The 15,369-nt window shown below is 61.6% G+C and carries 14 protein-coding genes and 1 pseudogene; 6 read left to right on the top strand and 9 right to left on the bottom strand.

Annotated features, from left to right (window positions below):
• The first annotated feature begins 54 nt into the window (after positions 1 to 54).
• The 3 genes from ACORQT_RS20685 to ACORQT_RS20675 all read left to right on the top strand — a co-directional run bounded on the left by ACORQT_RS20685 (position 55) and on the right by ACORQT_RS20675 (position 3,203).
• A complete protein-coding gene (locus ACORQT_RS20685; RefSeq protein ID WP_164057077.1) occupies positions 55 to 978 on the top strand; it encodes an ABC transporter ATP-binding protein in 924 nt (307 codons plus the stop codon).
• On the top strand, positions 975 to 1,745 hold the full coding sequence (locus ACORQT_RS20680) for an ABC transporter permease (RefSeq protein ID WP_033644696.1): 771 nt from the start codon (positions 975 to 977) through the stop codon (positions 1,743 to 1,745). The genes ACORQT_RS20685 and ACORQT_RS20680 overlap by 4 nt, the downstream gene beginning before the upstream one ends.
• A 177-nt stretch (positions 1,746 to 1,922) precedes the next feature.
• Positions 1,923 to 3,203 carry a polysaccharide deacetylase family protein gene (locus tag ACORQT_RS20675; protein ID WP_164057078.1) on the top strand — a complete coding sequence of 427 codons (1,281 nt, stop codon included), beginning with the start codon at positions 1,923 to 1,925 and terminating at the stop codon, positions 3,201 to 3,203.
• Positions 3,204 to 3,237: 34 nt separating this feature from the next.
• On the opposite strand, the gene panD is transcribed toward ACORQT_RS20675, so the two are convergent.
• From panD to panB, 3 genes and pseudogenes are all read right to left on the bottom strand, one after another.
• Entirely contained in the window at positions 3,238 to 3,618 is a 381-nt protein-coding gene (gene panD / locus ACORQT_RS20670) for an aspartate 1-decarboxylase (RefSeq protein WP_004937544.1), read from the bottom strand.
• Between the two features lie 145 nt (positions 3,619 to 3,763).
• Positions 3,764 to 4,619, bottom strand: a pseudogene (panC, locus tag ACORQT_RS20665) (pantoate--beta-alanine ligase).
• A 23-nt stretch (positions 4,620 to 4,642) separates the two neighbouring features.
• Positions 4,643 to 5,437 carry a 3-methyl-2-oxobutanoate hydroxymethyltransferase gene (panB, locus tag ACORQT_RS20660; RefSeq protein ID WP_004937548.1) on the bottom strand — a complete coding sequence of 265 codons (795 nt, stop codon included), beginning with the start codon at positions 5,435 to 5,437 and terminating at the stop codon, positions 4,643 to 4,645.
• Positions 5,438 to 5,603: 166 nt separating this feature from the next.
• On the opposite strand from panB, the gene qseB reads away from it, so the two are divergent.
• Together qseB and qseC are read left to right on the top strand one after the other, a co-directional pair.
• Entirely contained in the window at positions 5,604 to 6,266 is a 663-nt protein-coding gene (gene qseB, locus ACORQT_RS20655; protein ID WP_033651337.1) for a quorum sensing response regulator transcription factor QseB, read from the top strand.
• Complete coding sequence (gene qseC / locus ACORQT_RS20650; protein ID WP_042785354.1) at positions 6,263 to 7,621, top strand: quorum sensing histidine kinase QseC; 1,359 nt, start codon at positions 6,263 to 6,265, stop codon at positions 7,619 to 7,621. Before qseB ends, qseC begins: the two co-directional genes overlap by 4 nt.
• Before the next feature lie 5 nt (positions 7,622 to 7,626).
• Here qseC and folK read toward each other — a convergent pair whose 3' ends face one another.
• The 6 genes from folK to thpR all read right to left on the bottom strand — a co-directional run bounded on the left by folK (position 7,627) and on the right by thpR (position 12,728).
• Positions 7,627 to 8,127, bottom strand: a complete 501-nt coding sequence (gene folK, locus ACORQT_RS20645) for a 2-amino-4-hydroxy-6-hydroxymethyldihydropteridine diphosphokinase (protein ID WP_164057081.1) — start codon at positions 8,125 to 8,127, stop codon at positions 7,627 to 7,629.
• Positions 8,127 to 9,674: a polynucleotide adenylyltransferase PcnB gene (gene pcnB / locus ACORQT_RS20640; RefSeq protein ID WP_164057114.1), complete on the bottom strand. Its 1,548-nt coding sequence runs from the start codon at positions 9,672 to 9,674 to the stop codon at positions 8,127 to 8,129. The genes folK and pcnB overlap by 1 nt, the downstream gene beginning before the upstream one ends.
• Positions 9,675 to 9,735: 61 nt before the next feature.
• Positions 9,736 to 10,647 (bottom strand): tRNA glutamyl-Q(34) synthetase GluQRS, encoded by a 912-nt coding sequence (gene gluQRS, locus ACORQT_RS20635; RefSeq protein ID WP_033644703.1) that lies wholly within the window; start codon positions 10,645 to 10,647, stop codon positions 9,736 to 9,738.
• Positions 10,648 to 10,842: 195 nt separating this feature from the next.
• Positions 10,843 to 11,298: an RNA polymerase-binding protein DksA gene (gene dksA, locus ACORQT_RS20630; protein ID WP_004937569.1), complete on the bottom strand. Its 456-nt coding sequence runs from the start codon at positions 11,296 to 11,298 to the stop codon at positions 10,843 to 10,845.
• A 183-nt stretch (positions 11,299 to 11,481) separates the two neighbouring features.
• A complete protein-coding gene (gene sfsA, locus ACORQT_RS20625; RefSeq protein ID WP_004937572.1) occupies positions 11,482 to 12,189 on the bottom strand; it encodes a DNA/RNA nuclease SfsA in 708 nt (235 codons plus the stop codon).
• Positions 12,186 to 12,728: an RNA 2',3'-cyclic phosphodiesterase gene (thpR, locus tag ACORQT_RS20620; RefSeq protein WP_164057082.1), complete on the bottom strand. Its 543-nt coding sequence runs from the start codon at positions 12,726 to 12,728 to the stop codon at positions 12,186 to 12,188. The genes sfsA and thpR overlap by 4 nt, the downstream gene beginning before the upstream one ends.
• Before the next feature lie 190 nt (positions 12,729 to 12,918).
• Between thpR and hrpB the strand changes: the two genes are divergently transcribed.
• A complete protein-coding gene (gene hrpB, locus ACORQT_RS20615) occupies positions 12,919 to 15,357 on the top strand; it encodes an ATP-dependent helicase HrpB (RefSeq protein ID WP_204317241.1) in 2,439 nt (812 codons plus the stop codon).
• The last annotated feature ends 12 nt before the right edge of the window (positions 15,358 to 15,369 follow it).

Raw genomic sequence — 15,369 nt, 5'->3', positions numbered from 1 at the left:
TCGCAAACAGGGGGCGCGGCGGCATACTCATCGTTATAAGGTACTATTTTACATATGAATTATGCACTGGAATTAGCGCAGCTGACCAAGACTTACGCCGGTGGCGTCAAGGCGCTGCGCGGCATCGACCTGAGCGTCGAGGCGGGGGATTTTTATGCCCTGCTGGGGCCAAACGGCGCCGGAAAGTCCACCACCATCGGCATCATCAGCTCGCTGGTGAACAAAACCGCCGGCAGCGTGCGGGTGTTCGGTTACGACATCGATAAAGACATCGTCAACGCCAAGCGCCAGCTTGGCCTGGTGCCGCAGGAGTTCAACTTCAACCCGTTTGAGACCGTATTGCAGATCGTGGTGAACCAGGCGGGTTACTATGGCGTCACGCGGCGTGAAGCGATGGCGCGCGCCGAAAAGTACCTCAATCAGCTGGACCTGTGGGGCAAGCGCAACGAGCGTGCTCGCATGCTGTCCGGCGGCATGAAGCGCCGTCTGATGATCGCCCGCGCGTTGATGCACCAACCAAAGCTGTTGATCCTCGATGAACCGACCGCCGGGGTGGATATCGAGCTGCGCCGCTCGATGTGGGGCTTCCTGAAAGAGCTGAACGCCCAGGGCACCACTATCATCCTCACCACCCACTATTTGGAAGAGGCGGAGATGCTGTGCCGCAACATCGGCATCATCCAGAACGGGGAGCTGGTGGAAAACACCTCGATGAAGGGGCTGCTGGCCAAGCTCAAGTCGGAAACCTTTATCCTCGATCTGGCGGCGAAAAGCCCGCTGCCGAAGCTGGACGGTTACCTCAGCCGCCTGACGGATACCTCGACGCTGGAAGTGGAGGTGATGCGTGAACAGGGGCTGAACGGCCTGTTCGCCCAGCTGAGCGCGCAGGGCGTGCAGGTGCTGAGCATGCGCAACAAGGCGAACCGCCTGGAAGAGCTGTTTGTCACCCTGGTTAACGGCAATGGAGAGAAAGCATGACGCGTTTGTATTGGGTGGCCTTACAGAGCATCTGGGCCAAAGAGGTGAACCGCTTCGCGCGCATCTGGATCCAGACCCTGGTGCCGCCGGTGATCACCATGACGCTGTACTTCATCATCTTCGGCAATCTGATCGGTTCGCGCATCGGCGATATGCACGGCTTCAGCTACATGCAGTTCATCGTGCCCGGCCTTATCATGATGGCGGTGATCACCAACTCTTACGCCAACGTCGCGTCGTCGTTCTTCAGCGCCAAATTCCAGCGCAACATTGAGGAACTGCTGGTGGCGCCGGTGCCGACCCACGTGGTGATCGCCGGCTATGTCGGCGGCGGCGTGGCGCGCGGTATCTGCGTCGGCGTGCTGGTGACCATCATCTCGCTGTTCTTCGTGCCGCTGCAGGTGCACGCCTGGTGGGTGATTGCGCTGACGCTGTTGCTGACGGCGATCCTGTTCTCGCTGGCGGGGCTGATCAACGCGGTGTTCGCCACCACTTTCGACGACATCAGCCTGATCCCGACCTTCGTGTTGACGCCGCTCACTTACCTGGGCGGGGTGTTCTACTCGCTGTCGCTGCTGCCGCCGTTCTGGCAGGCGGTGTCGAAGCTGAACCCGATCGTCTATATGATCAGCGGTTTCCGCTACGGTTTCCTCGGCATCAACGACGTGCCGCTGGCGTTCACCATGGCGGTGCTGGTGGCGTTTATCACTGTGTTCTACCTGCTGTCCTGGTACCTGATCGAACGCGGCCGCGGCCTGCGCAGCTGATCCTGATGCGCCCTCGTTTTCCCGGCGGGGGCGCTTTTCCCGATTTGGCGCAGGCGGCGCGTAAATCAATAGAATCGCTCAAATAACCGCTAGTTCCCCGCTGTTCAAATCGTGCTATGCTGGCGCTCCACATTTCCTTCATTTTTGTCATTACGCACTCGTAAGCAGAACATCATCATGCGGCCTCAATACAAGTTGGCGACTGGGTTACTCGGCATTCTGATGTCGTTGGTTTCCCCTGTGAGCCTGGCGAATCTGCTGTCGGAAGACGGCGCGGTTAAATCTGAATACATGGAAGCGCAGCGCGACAGCGAAGTCTATTCGCTGGTGGGCGAGCATGTGATCCCGGTAGGGGAAGTGAAGCGCGGGCAGCTGATTCAGGTGTTCCCGGCGGATGCGGAATACTATGAATTAAAATTCGGGCACGGCACCGGCTTTATCGATAAAGACGACGTGCGTGAGCTGAAGAAGTCGCGCAAGGTGCAAGACGATTTGGGCGAGTTGAACAAACCGCTGACCAACCAGAATCTGATCACTCAAAAAGCGATCGACGTTTACACCGCGGCGGACAAGGACAGCGAGGTCTTCGGCACGCTGGAAGGCAACCTGCGCTATCCGATCATCGGCAAGCTGAAGGACCGGCTGAACAACACCTGGTACGAGGTCAACATCGGCGATCGGCTGGGGTTCGTCAATGAGTTGGACTGTGAGATCGATAACGGCATCCCGGTGCTGACTTACCACCACCTGCTGAAAAACGAAGAGAATAAACGCTTCCGCCACACCTCGACCACCACCTCAGACGTGGCGTTCAGCAACCAGATGACCTACCTGAAGCAGGCGGGTTACGACACCATTTCGCTGTATCAGCTGGAAGCCTACCTGAAGAACCAGATCAACCTGCCGGGCAAGGCGATCGTGCTGACCTTCGACGACGGGCTGAAGTCGGTTTATCGCTACGCTTACCCGGTGCTGAAGGATTACGGTTTCCGCGCGACGGCGTTCATCATCTCTTCGCGCATCAAGCGCCATCCGCAGAAATGGAACCCGGACTCGCTGCAGTTTATGAGCGTCTCGGAGCTGAAGCAGATTCAGGACGTGTTCGACGTGCAGTCGCACACCCACTTCCTGCACCGCACCGACGGCAATCGCCAGCCGATTTTGCTGAGCCGTTCGCTGCACAACATTGAGTTCGATTTTGAGCGCTCGCGCCGCGCGCTGTCGCAGTTCAACCCGCACGTGTTGTATCTGTCCTACCCGTTCGGCGGCTACAACCAGCGGGCGATTCAGGCGGCGCAGGACGCCGGTTTCCATCTGGCGGTGACCACGGTGCAGGGCAAGGTTAAACCGGGGGATAACCCCTATACGCTGAAGCGGCTGTATATTCTGCGCACCGACTCGATCCAAACCATGGCGGATCGGATCGCCAACAAGCCGGGCACGGTGGTGGTGCAGTAAGGAAGAACGGGCGCGCAAGGCGCCCGTTTTAGTGTCAGGCGACCTGAACCGGCACGGCTTTCGCCTTGCGCTGCAGGTTGTTGTCACCTTCGAAATAGGCGACTTTCGGGTGGTGCTGGCGGGCGTCGGCGTCGGTCATTTGCACATAGGAGCAGATGATCAGTTTGTCGCCCACGCAGGCGCAGCGCGCGGCGGCGCCGTTGACCGAAATGATGCGCGAACCGCGCTCGGCGGCGATGGCGTAGGTGGAGAAGCGCTGGCCGTTATCCACGTTGTAAATATCGATCGCTTCATATTCCAGAATGCCGGCGGCCTCCAGGAAATCCTGGTCGATGGCGCAGGACCCTTCATAGTGCAAGTCAGCCTGAGTGACTTTGACGCGATGCAGCTTGCCTTGCAGCATAGTACGTATCATAGCTTTACCTAACTGAATATCGGCCTTCACAGGCGCTGGGGTTGAACATCTCTCCTGCATCCCTGCAATCTCTATGGTCACCGATTGCCCCGCCATTGTCTACCAATGGTCTGGGATTCAGGGTGACGATAGTATAAAAAACGGCTTACAGCGTCAGGTCGACCTGCTGGTTGTCGATAAGACGCGCCTTGCCCAGCCAGGCGGCCATCAGCACCACCGCCCGCTGGCTATCTACCGTCAGCGGCTGCAGGCTGTCGGCGTCGCGAATAAACAGCTCATCCGGCGTAAAGCCGGCGGCGCGCAGCTGCTCGGCGGTCTGCTCCAGCAGCGTTTCAACATGGCGTTCGCCATTGGCCAACTGCTGCGCCAGCGCGTTCATGATCTTGCTCAGCTGCGGCGCGATCTTGCGCTCTTCGGCGGTCAGGTAGCCATTGCGCGAGCTGAGGGCCAGGCCGTCTTTGGCGCGCACGGTCGGCACGCCGATGATATCGATGTCGTAACCCATGTCCGCCACCATTTTGCGGATCAGCGCCAGCTGTTGGTAATCCTTCTCGCCGAAGCAGGCTAAATCAGGCTGCACCAGGTTGAACAGCTTGCTGACGATGGTGGAAACGCCGCGGAAGTGGCCCGGCCGGCTTGCGCCTTCCAGGATGCTGGAGATGCCGGGCACGTCGACGTAGGTCTGCTGCTCCAGCCCCTGCGGATAGACCGCGGCCGGGGCCGGGGCGAACACCAGATCGACGCCGCGGCGGGTCAGCTTCTCGCTGTCTTCCTGCAGCGTGCGCGGGTAGCGCGCCAGATCGTCCGGCCGATCGAACTGCATCGGGTTGACGAAGATGCTCACCACCACCACGTCGGCGCGGGCGCGCGCTTCATCGACCAGCGTCATGTGGCCGTCGTGCAGGTTGCCCATGGTCGGCACCAGCGCGATGCGTTTGCCTTCCTGGCGCCAGCGGCGGATCTCGCTGACGCAGCATCAGCAGGGTTTCGATAATAATCATTGGGTGACTCCTGGAACCATCGCTTAGTTAAAAGAGTGTTCAGCCGCCGGGTAGAGGCCTTGCTCCACTTCCTGAATGTAGTGCTGCACCGCCGTGCGGATATCGCCGCTCTGCGCCAGGAAGTTCTTGGCGAACTTCGGCGTATGGCCGCCGGTGATGCCGAAGGCGTCGTGCATCACCAGGATCTGGCCGTCGGTGCCGTTGCCGGCACCGATGCCGATGACCGGAATGGACAACGCTTCGGTGATCTGGCGCGCCAGCTCGGTCGGCACGCATTCCAGCACCAGCAGCTGAATGCCGGCCAGTTCCAGATTCTGCGCGTCCTGCAGCAGCTGTTTGGCGGCCAGTTCGTCGCGCCCTTGCACCTTATAGCCACCGAACACGTTGACCGACTGCGGCGTCAGGCCCAGGTGGCCGCACACCGGCACGGCGCGCTCGGCGAGCATTTTCACCGTGTCGCACAGCCAGCTGCCACCTTCCAGTTTCACCATGTTGGCGCCGGCGCGCATCAGCTCGGCGGCGTTGGCGAAGGTCTGTTCCGGGGTGGCGTAACTCATGAACGGCAGATCGGCCAGCAGCAGGCAGGCCGGCGCGCCGCGGCGCACGGCGCGCGTGTGGTAGGCCACGTCGGCGACGGTGACCGGCAGCGTGGAGTCGTGGCCCTGCAGCGTCATGCCCAGCGAATCACCCACCAACAGGACTTTGATGCCTTGCTCTTCAAACAGTTTGGCAAAGCTGGCATCGTAGGCGGTAAGGGTAGCAAACTTGCGCTGCTCCTGTTTCCACTGGCGCAAATGGGTCACGGTGGTGGGTTTCATCACAACGTCTCCTGAAACGGGCCGTGCGGCTTACGCAGGCCCAGGCTGCAAAAAAGTGCAGCCATTCTACTGTAACCCGATCGGGGTGGGTAGCGCGGATCGCCATGCTTAAGCGGTTCTTAAGAACCTTGTGGTGCAATGGCGTCATGACTCAAAAGGGATACTCATGCGAATTCTGCTGATCGAAGATGACAAACTGATCGGGGACGGCATCAAGGCCGGGCTGACCAAACTCGGCTTCAATCTGGACTGGTTCACCGACGGCGCGGTTGGTAAAAACGCCCTGGGCAGCGCGCCGTATGACGCGGTGATCCTCGATCTCAGCCTGCCGGGCCTCGATGGACTGGATCTCCTGCGCCAGTGGCGCCAGGCCGGGCAGGATGTGCCGGTGCTGATCCTTACCGCCCGCGATGCGTTGGAGCAACGGGTCAGCGGGTTGCAAAGCGGCGCCGACGACTATCTGTGCAAACCGTTCGCGCTGGCCGAAGTGGCGGCGCGCCTGCAGGCGCTGATCCGCCGTCGTCACGGCCAACTGATGCCACAGCTGACGCACGGCAACGTGGTGTTCGACAGCGCCACCCGCAGCGTGAGTTGCAACGGCGAACCGGTGACGCTGACGCCGCGCGAATTGGCGGTGCTGGAGCTGTTTCTGCACAACAAAGGGCGCGTGTTGGCGCGGCCGTTGATCCAGGAGAAGCTGTACAACTGGGACGACGAGGTGAGCAGCAACGCGGTGGAGGTGCATATTCACCACCTGCGGCGCAAGCTGGGCAACGGCTTCATCCGTACTATCCACGGTGTGGGCTATACGCTGGGGGATGCCCCGTGAAGCGCCTCAGCCTGCGGCTGCGTCTGATCCTGATTTTCAGCCTGCTGGCGCTGCTGACCTGGTGCACTGCCAGCGTGGTGGCCTGGGTGATGTCGCGCAATACCATCAACGAAGTGTTCGACACCCAGCAGATGCTGTTCGCCAAGCGGCTGGCGACCGCCAACCTCGGCGATCTGCTGGCCGATGAAAGCGCGCGCAGCCTGCCGAAAACCAAGAAGCTGGTGCATCATGGCAAACGGGGCGAGCAAGATGATGACGCGCTGGCGTTCGCCATCTTCGATCGCCAAGGCAAGATGCTGCTCAACGACGGCGAGAACGGTGCCGACTTCCTGTTTGACGGGGAGCGTGAAGGTTTTACCGACGGCGAACGCAAAGGCGATGACGACAGTTGGCGCCTGGTATGGTTGACCAGCCCCGACGGGCGCTACCGCATCGTGGTCGGCCAGGAGTGGGATTACCGGCGCGATATGGCGCTGGGCATGGTGACCGGCCAATTGGTGCCCTGGCTGGCGACGCTGCCTGTGCTGATGTTGCTGATTGCGCTGATGGTCGGGCGCGAGCTGCGGCCGCTGCGTGCGGTGGCCGCCGGTTTGCGTCGGCGCGCGCCCGATGACGCCACGCCGCTGGATGCGCGCCAGGTGCCAACCGAGGTGCGCCCGCTGGTGGATGCGCTCAACGCGCTGTTCGCCCGCATCAATGCGTTGCTGGTGCGGGAGCGGCGTTTCACCTCCGATGCCGCGCACGAATTGCGCAGCCCGCTGGCGGCATTGCGGGTGCAGACCGAAGTGGTGCAGTTGGCGGGGGACGATGCGCCGATGCGCGAGCACGCGCTGGACAATCTGACGGTCGGCATCGATCGCGCCACCCGGCTGGTGGATCAGCTGTTGACGTTGTCGCGGCTGGATTCGCTGTCGGATCTGGCCGAGCTGGCGCCCATTGACTGGAACGAACTGGTGATGATGACCCTGGCGGAACAGGATCGGCTGGCTCATGCGGCGGGCGTGACGCTGCGTTATGAACAGCAGGGAACGCCGCCGGTGCGTCAGGGGCAGACCTTGCTGCTGTCACTGTTATTGCGCAACTTGCTGGACAACGCGGTGCGTTACACCCCGCAGGGCGGCGCGGTCACCGTGACGTTGAGCGAGCGCTCGCTGACGGTAGAGGATGAGGGGCCGGGGGTGACGACAGAGCATCTGGCGCGGTTGGGGGAACGCTTCTATCGCCCACCGGGACAGGAGCAAACCGGCAGCGGGCTGGGGTTATCGATCGTGCAGCGTATCGCCGGCTTGCATGGTTTACAGGTCAGTTTCGCCAATCGCCCGACAGGCGGGTTCGTCGCGCGGCTGGCGCTGTAGGCGGGTCAGGATTTCGGTTTTGACGAGTGCCACAGCGCCATGCCGTTTTCCGGCACGCGCTTGAGGCAGCTGGCGAGCGGTTCGCCATCGGGGAAAATCAGATCGGGGGCGATTTCCGCCAGCGGGTAGAGCATGAATTCGCGCTCTTTCAGGCCGTAATGCGGTACGGTCAGGCGATCGGTATGGATCACCTTGTCGCCGTACAGCATGATGTCTAAATCGAGCGTGCGCGGCCCCCAACGTTCATCCTTGCGCACGCGCCCCTGATTGCGTTCTATCGCCTGGGTATGGTCGAGCAGCTGTTCGGGCGGCAACAGGGTATCCAGCGCCACCACCGCGTTGAGAAAGTCCGGCTGGTTTTGCGGCCCCAGCGGCTTGGTGCGGTAAAACGAAGAACAGGTGATCAGCCGGGTGCGCGGGAGATGCTCCAGCGCCTCCAGCGCGGCGTTAACCTGTTGCAGCGGCTGCGCCAGGTTGCTGCCCAGCGCGATATAAACGCGGATCATTATGCCCCTTCTTTACGCGGTGCCCGGCGACGAGGACGGCGTTGACGCGCGCGACGCGGCGCCGGATCGTCACCCAGGGTGCTCAACATGGCTTTCTGCCGCGCCGGCGTGGCGTCCTGGAACTCACCCCACCACTCGGCCAGACGCAGCATATCCTGATTGTCTTCCACTTCCGCACGCAGCGCCAGCAAATCATAGGCGGCGCGGAATTTCGGATGTTCCATCAGTTTGTGCGCGCGTTTGCCCTGACGACGAGACAGGCGCAGCTGCAGCTGCCAGATATCGCGCACCAGCGTGGTAATGCGTTTCGGGATCGCCAGCGAGCGGCACTGCTCGTCGAGCACATCGTTCATCGCCAGCGCGAAGGCGTCGTAGTACGCCAGACCACTTTCCTGCGCCAGTTTCTGCGCGTGCTCCAGCAGCGGGTACCACAGCATGGCGGCAAACAGGAAGGCCGGGTTGACGCGCATGTCGTTCTGCAGGCGATGATCGGTGTTCTTCAGCACCTGCACCAGAATGCGCTCCATCGGCGTATCGTGGTTCGGCGTGAAGTTGCGGGCGATCAGCGGGAACAGCGGTTGGAATAGCTGATATTCGCACAGCTTCAGATAGGTCTGGAAACCGTAACCCGCCTGCAGCAGCTTGAGGGATTCTTCGAACAGACGCGCCGGTGGGATCTCATGCAGCAGCGAGGCCAGACGCGGGATCGGCTCGGCGGTTTCTTCGCTGATGCGCATATCCAGCTTGGCGGCGAAGCGCACCGCGCGCAGCATGCGCACCGGATCTTCACGGTAACGGGTTTCCGGATCGCCGATCAGGCGGATGACGCCTTGTTTCAGATCGTTCAGGCCGCCGACGTAATCGCGCAGGGTGAAATCCGCCACGCCGTAGTACAGGCTGTTGATGGTGAAATCACGGCGCTGGGCGTCTTCCTCGATCGAACCGAAGATGTTGTCGCGCAGCAGCATGCCGTTTTGCGCCTGCTGGGAGGAATTCTTGTCGGATTCCTGATTCTGTTCGTGGTGACCGCGGAAGGTGGCCACTTCGATGATCTCCGGCCCGAACATCACGTGCGCCAGACGGAAGCGGCGGCCGACCAGGCGGCAGTTGCGGAACAGCTTGCGCACTTGCTCCGGCGTGGCGTTGGTGGTGATGTCGAAGTCTTTCGGCTTTTTGCCGAGCAACAGATCGCGCACCCCGCCGCCGACCAGATAAGCCTCGTAGCCTGACTTGTTCAGGCGATAAAGCACTTTCAGCGCATTCTCGCTGATGTCTTTGCGCGAAATCGAGTGCTGTTCGCGCGGGATCACGGTCATCGAGTCGTTGCTCTCGGCGAGGGGGAAAGGCGGACGCTTGCGCGGCGTTGAGCGGCGGGCAGGGGCGTTGCTGCCGTTATCGGCGGCGCGCGGCTGCGGCGCAGGGCGGCTTGGCGCCGCGGCACGCTCTTCGCGGACTACGTTTTTATCGCCGGCCGCCGCGTCGTCGCGGGGCAGCTTGTCATCGCGGGTCAGTACCTTACGACAGAAGTTGGCTACTCGGGTAAAAATGGTACACCTCGATAGTGACTGATAAAAATGGAGCTAACAAAAAATAGCGGCTAATCATAGCTCACCATGGCTCCTTTGAGAATGCCGGCGTGTTTTCATCCAGAGGGATAGCCTCCTGACGCGGCACGTTTTCCAACCGCCAGTGTTCGATCGCCCAGCTCAATAATAATGGCAGGTCAAGATCTTGCCAGCTTTCCGGCAGCGGTTGGCGCAGAAATTTCAGCGCGGCGATCAGCACCGGCCGCGGATCGCCAGCGGGCAACGCCGGCGCATGGTTTTGCTTCGACAGTTTGATGCCGTTGGCGCCCAGCGCCAGCGGCAGATGCACATAGGCGGGCACCGGCGCCTGCAGCTGGCGGTAAAGGGCAATTTGGCGCACCGTCGGTTCGATCAGATCGGCGCCGCGGACAATCTCGGTCACGCCCTGAAAATGGTCGTCGATCACCACCGCCAGGTTGTAAGCGAACAGCCCGTCGCGGCGGCGAATGATAAAGTCTTCACCCGCCAGCGCCGGATCGGCGTGCAATTCTCCCTGCAGGCGATCGTGAAACCGGTAAACGGGCGCGGTCTGACGCAAGCGGATGGCGGCGCCCTGTGGGCCGAGCTGCAAATCGCGGCAGTGGCCGTCGTACAATCCGCCGATTTGCTGGATGCGGCTGCGGGTGCAGGTGCAGTAATAGCTGAGCCCCTGGCGCTGCAACAGATCCAGCGCGGCGCGATAGGCGTCGTGACGTTGGGATTGATAGATGACCTGGCCGTCCCAGTGGAGACCATAATGTTCCAGCGCGGACAGGATGCGAGCGGCGGCGCCGGGGACTTCGCGCGGCGGGTCGATATCTTCGATGCGAACCAGCCACTGCCCGCGTTGGGCGCGAGCCTGAAGGTAGCTTCCCAGAGCGGCAATCAGCGAGCCGAAATGCAGATCCCCGGAAGGCGATGGGGCAAAGCGCCCCACATAATGACTTTCTTGCATATCAGAGGGGAGGGGTTCCCTTTTCTCTGTGCGGCGCACGCGGATGCGCACGCCGCAGCGGTAACATACTCGTTATGCTTGAAACTGCATCTGTGTTAGCTGCGCCTGCTTACCCGAATCACTTACTTGAGTAAGCTCATCGGCATGCGCATTCTTGCCGCCTTGATGCAGTTCCAATCATGTAGAGTAGCGGTATTAGCCGGCCATCTGCTTTTCGCGGATCTCAGCCAGCGTCTTGCAGTCGATGCACAGATCGGCGGTCGGACGCGCTTCGAGGCGACGAATACCGATCTCCACGCCACAAGATTCGCAGTAGCCGAAATCATCGTCTTCCACTTTCTTCAGCGTTTTCTCGATCTTTTTGATCAGTTTGCGTTCACGGTCACGGTTACGCAGTTCAAGGCTGAACTCTTCTTCCTGAGTAGCGCGGTCGGCCGGATCAGGGAAGTTGGCTGCCTCTTCTTGCATATGCGATACAGTACGGTCCACTTCGTCCCTGAGCTGGTTGCGCCACGCTTCAAGAATGCGCTTGAAATGCGACAACTGGGCGTCGTTCATGTACTCTTCGCCCGGCTTCTCTTGGTACGGCTCCACCCCAGCGATGGCGAGAATGCTCAAGGACGAGGTTTTACGGTTTTGCCCTTCTTGCATGTTGCTTCTCCTACATACACACGCACTATCGAATCCCCAATGCGGGGGAAAAACAGGCCGCTATAAATAACAGAAGGAAGGTAGGTTGGCAATTATTCCTGTCGCCCGCTTGACAATCGTGTGAAGGAAGGCGTATTTGGCGATCGTGCTGGCCGGTTGTCTATTTATAGGGACCCGGCTGCGCTAATCGATAAAAAACGGCAGCTTATCGCAGAGATAAATACCGTCAGGTGATAATTTTGCCCCATAGCAAACCACTTCCACTCCCAACTGCCGGACCTGTGCCAACAGCGCCGCATAGCGCTCATCTATATGATGTGCCGGTGCGACCTGCTCAATACCGCTGTGTAACACGGCAAAGAACAATACCGCCCGTTGCCCGCTTTCAACCACGCTGAGCAACTCACGCAGGTGCTTTTGCCCTCTGAGCGTTACCGCATCAGGAAAGTAACCACGTTGTTGTTGCAGTAATGTGACTGACTTAACTTCAATATAGCAGTTAACCCGATTTTCTGCCTGTAATAACAAATCGATACGGCTGTTTTCACCGCCGTATTTCACTTCGCCGCTAATTTTACTGTAACCGGATAATTCATTGATTAAATTGTGTTCGATCGCCTCGCGCACCAGCGCGTTGGCGCGCAGGGTATTGACGCAGATCCAGTGCCCCTGTTGGGTATGGGTCAGCTCCCAGCTGTGGGCGTATTTGCGTTTGGGGTTGTCCGAGGTGGAGTACCACACGGTGTCGCCGGGCGTGGCGCAGCCGGTCATGGCGCCGGTATTGGCGCAGTGCAGCGTAAAGGTTTCCCCTTCCGGGGTGATCACGTCAGCCAGAAAGCGTTTGTAACGTTTGATCAGCGTGGCGGAGCGCAGCGGTGGAGAAAAAATCATGGGGATGCCTGCTTGGCCAGCGGCCACTGTTCAAGGTGTTGGTAACGGGTGCGGCCGTTTTCGAACACCGATTCATACAAGGAAAAGGCGTCGGCGCTGAACGCCCAGCCCGGCGTCGCCGGCGGGATCGCCACCGGCTGGGTGGCGGCGCGCAGCAGCGTGATGTGCGGATGGAACGGCAGCGCGCTTTGATGGCAGCCGCTGCGTGCGGCCTGCGAACGCAGCAGCTCGGCCAGCTGCAGCAACCCGCGCGGCGCGCGGCGGGTGCCGAGCCAGACCACGCCGGGGCGCGGCCAATGGCCGAGATCGTCGAGCCGCATGCTGAAGCCGGGTTGAGCGATACGGCCGGCCAACTTACGCAGCGCCAGTTCTTTCTGTGCGCTGACTTCGCCGAGAAACGCCAGCGTCAGGTGCAAATTGGCCGCCGCCACCGGCCGACCGGCCTCCGGTGCAAACGCCTTGGCGCGCCAGCGGACCACCTGCTGTTGCAGGGCGTCAGGCAAGGACAGGGCGAAAAACAGGCGGCGCGAATTGGACATAAGGGCTCGGCAAATGCATGACAATACGGTCGGGAACAGCGGTAAACGTTACTGGCAGCGGCCCCGCGAGGGGCGCGGCGCACGAATGAGCTCCGTACTATAGCTAACGCGGCAACAGTTTGAAAGGTTACGGGGATAAAGCTAATGCTACACTGTACGCCGTTTAACGCTAACCACTACGGAGAATTCAGTGTCTTCATTGCCCGTCAGCGCAGTGCTCGATGAGTTGCTGGCTGCGCTGCAGTCTGCCCCGCAGGTGCTGTTGCACGCCCCGACCGGCGCCGGTAAATCCACCTGGCTGCCGCTGCAAATCATGGCTAAGGCCGGGTTGCCGGGGCGCATTATCATGCTGGAGCCGCGGCGGCTGGCGGCGAAAAACGTCGCCTATCGCCTGGCGCAGCAACTGGGGGAGGAGCCCGGCCAGACCGTGGGCTACCGCATGCGCGCCGAAAACAAAAGCGGGCCGCAGACCCGGCTGGAAGTGGTGACGGAAGGCATTCTCACCCGCATGCTGCAGCAGGATGCCGAGCTGCAGGGCGTGTCGCTGGTGATCCTCGATGAATTTCACGAACGCAGTCTGCAGGCCGATTTGGCGCTGGCGCTGCTGCTCGACGTGCAGCAAGGGCTGCGCGACGATCTGAAACTGCTGATCATGTCGGCCACGCTGGATAACGCCCGTATGACGCAGCTGCTGCCGCAGGCGCCGGTGGTAGTGTCCGAGGGGCGCAGTTTCCCGGTTGAACGCCTGTATCAGCCGTTGGCCAGCCATCAGCGGCTGGAGGATGGCGTAGCGGCGGCGGTGAAGCGCATGCTGGCCGAACAGCCGGGGTCTTTGCTGCTGTTCCTGCCGGGCGTAGCGGAGATCAATCGGGTGCTGGAGCGTTTGACCGGCGAAGTGGCGAGTGATACCGATCTTTGCCCGCTGTATGGCGCTCTGCCTCTGGCGCAACAGCAAAAAGCGATTCAGCCGGCGGCGCCGGGCCGCCGCAAAGTGGTGTTGGCGACCAACATCGCCGAGACCAGCCTGACGATCGAGGGCATTCGGCTGGTGGTGGACAGCGGCCTGGAACGCGTGGCGCGTTACGACGTGCGCAACGGTCTGACGCGGCTGGCGACACAGCGCATCAGTCAGGCCTCGATGGTGCAGCGCGCCGGGCGTGCCGGGCGTCTGGAACCGGGCATTTGCTGGCATCTGTTCGCCAAAGAGCAGGCGGAGCGCGCTGTGGAACATGCTGAGCCGGAAATTTTACAGAGCGATCTCACCGGCTTCTGGCTCGAGCTGCTGCAGTGGGGGTGCCATGATCCGGCGCAGCTGATCTGGCTTGACGCGCCTCCGGCAGCGGCATTGGCGGCGGCCAGGGCGTTGCTGCACCGGCTGGGGGCCACGGATGACGGCGACAAACTCACCGCGCCGGGGCGCCAAATGGCCGCTCTGGGATGTGAACCGCGGCTGGCGGCGATGCTGGTCGCCGGCGCGGCGCTGAGCGCCGACGGCCTGGCGACGGCCGCGTTGCTGGCGGCATTGCTGGAAGAACTGCCGCGCGGCGGACAGATGGATATCGGTTATTGGCTGAGCCGCCCGCAGCCGAACTGGCGGCAGCGCGCCGCGCAGTTGGCCAAACGTCTGCCGCAACGTGCGGGGCAAGTTGACGCCGATTTGGCGCCGCGGCTGTTGGCGCTGGCATTTACCGATCGCATCGCCCAGCGTCGCGGTCAGGATGGCCGCTACCTGCTGGCCAACGGCCTGGGCGCGGCGATGAACCAGGACGAGGCGCTGTCGCGCGCGCCCTGGTTGATTGTCCCCAACCTGTTGCAGGGCCACAACAGCCCGGATGCGCGTATTTTGTTGGCGTTGCCGGTCGATATCGAGGCGTTGGCGGCGCAGCTGCCGGCGATGGTCATGCAACGCACGGCGGTGGAGTGGGATGAAGAGAAGGGGACGCTGCGCGCCTGGAAACGCCAGCAGATCGGCCGTCTGACGCTGCGCGCGCAGCCGCTGGCCAAGCCGGCGGACGAAGAGCTGCAGCAGGCGCTGCTCGACTGGGTGCGCGCGCAGGGACTGGCGGTGCTCAACTGGGAGGGTGCAGCTGAACAACTGCGGGTACGCCTGCAGTGCGCGCAAGCCTGGCTGCCGGAGGCGGAGTGGCCGGCGATGGACGAAGAACCGCTGCTGGCGGCGCTGGAGCAGTGGCTGCTGCCGTCGCTGAACGGCGTGCGCGATCTGCGCGGATTGAAGCAGGTCAACCTCGCCGAGGCGTTGTCCCGGCTGTTGGACTGGCAGCAAAAACAGCGGCTGGATAATGCATTACCCACTCATTACACTGTGCCGACCGGCAGCCGCCTGCCGATCCGTTATGAGGCCGGCAAACCGCCGGCGCTGGCGGTGCGTTTGCAGGAAATGTTCGGCGAGCAGCGCAGCCCGATGTTGGCGGAGGGTCGCATCCCGGTAGTGCTTGAGTTACTCTCACCGGCGCACCGGCCGTTGCAAATCACCGGCGATCTGGCGGCCTTCTGGCAAGGCGCCTACCGCGAGGTGCAAAAAGAGATGAAGGGCCGCTATCCGAAACACGTGTGGCCGGACGATCCGGCCACGGCGGCCCCGACGCGCCGAACGAAGAAATATCAGTAGGCCGCGATCGTT

The organism is Serratia sp. (in: enterobacteria) (genome assembly GCF_052400455.1).
GTDB lineage: Bacteria > Pseudomonadota > Gammaproteobacteria > Enterobacterales > Enterobacteriaceae > Serratia > Serratia ureilytica.
This window is presented reverse-complemented; position numbering and strand designations above follow the sequence as displayed.

Bases quoted from the DNA above. Each gene is read 5' to 3' on its own strand.
- ACORQT_RS20685 (WP_164057077.1), top strand. From the start codon at position 55: ATGAATTATGCACTGGAATTAGCGCAGCTGACCAAGACTTACGCCGGT.
- ACORQT_RS20680 (WP_033644696.1), top strand. From the start codon at position 975: ATGACGCGTTTGTATTGGGTGGCCTTACAGAGCATCTGGGCCAAAGAG.
- ACORQT_RS20675 (WP_164057078.1), top strand. From the start codon at position 1,923: ATGCGGCCTCAATACAAGTTGGCGACTGGGTTACTCGGCATTCTGATG.
- panD (WP_004937544.1), bottom strand. From the start codon at position 3,618: ATGATACGTACTATGCTGCAAGGCAAGCTGCATCGCGTCAAAGTCACT.
- panB (WP_004937548.1), bottom strand. From the start codon at position 5,437: ATGAAACCCACCACCGTGACCCATTTGCGCCAGTGGAAACAGGAGCAG.
- qseB (WP_033651337.1), top strand. From the start codon at position 5,604: ATGCGAATTCTGCTGATCGAAGATGACAAACTGATCGGGGACGGCATC.
- folK (WP_164057081.1), bottom strand. From the start codon at position 8,127: ATGATCCGCGTTTATATCGCGCTGGGCAGCAACCTGGCGCAGCCGCTG.
- gluQRS (WP_033644703.1), bottom strand. From the start codon at position 10,647: ATGCAAGAAAGTCATTATGTGGGGCGCTTTGCCCCATCGCCTTCCGGG.
- dksA (WP_004937569.1), bottom strand. From the start codon at position 11,298: ATGCAAGAAGGGCAAAACCGTAAAACCTCGTCCTTGAGCATTCTCGCC.
- sfsA (WP_004937572.1), bottom strand. From the start codon at position 12,189: ATGATTTTTTCTCCACCGCTGCGCTCCGCCACGCTGATCAAACGTTAC.
- thpR (WP_164057082.1), bottom strand. From the start codon at position 12,728: ATGTCCAATTCGCGCCGCCTGTTTTTCGCCCTGTCCTTGCCTGACGCC.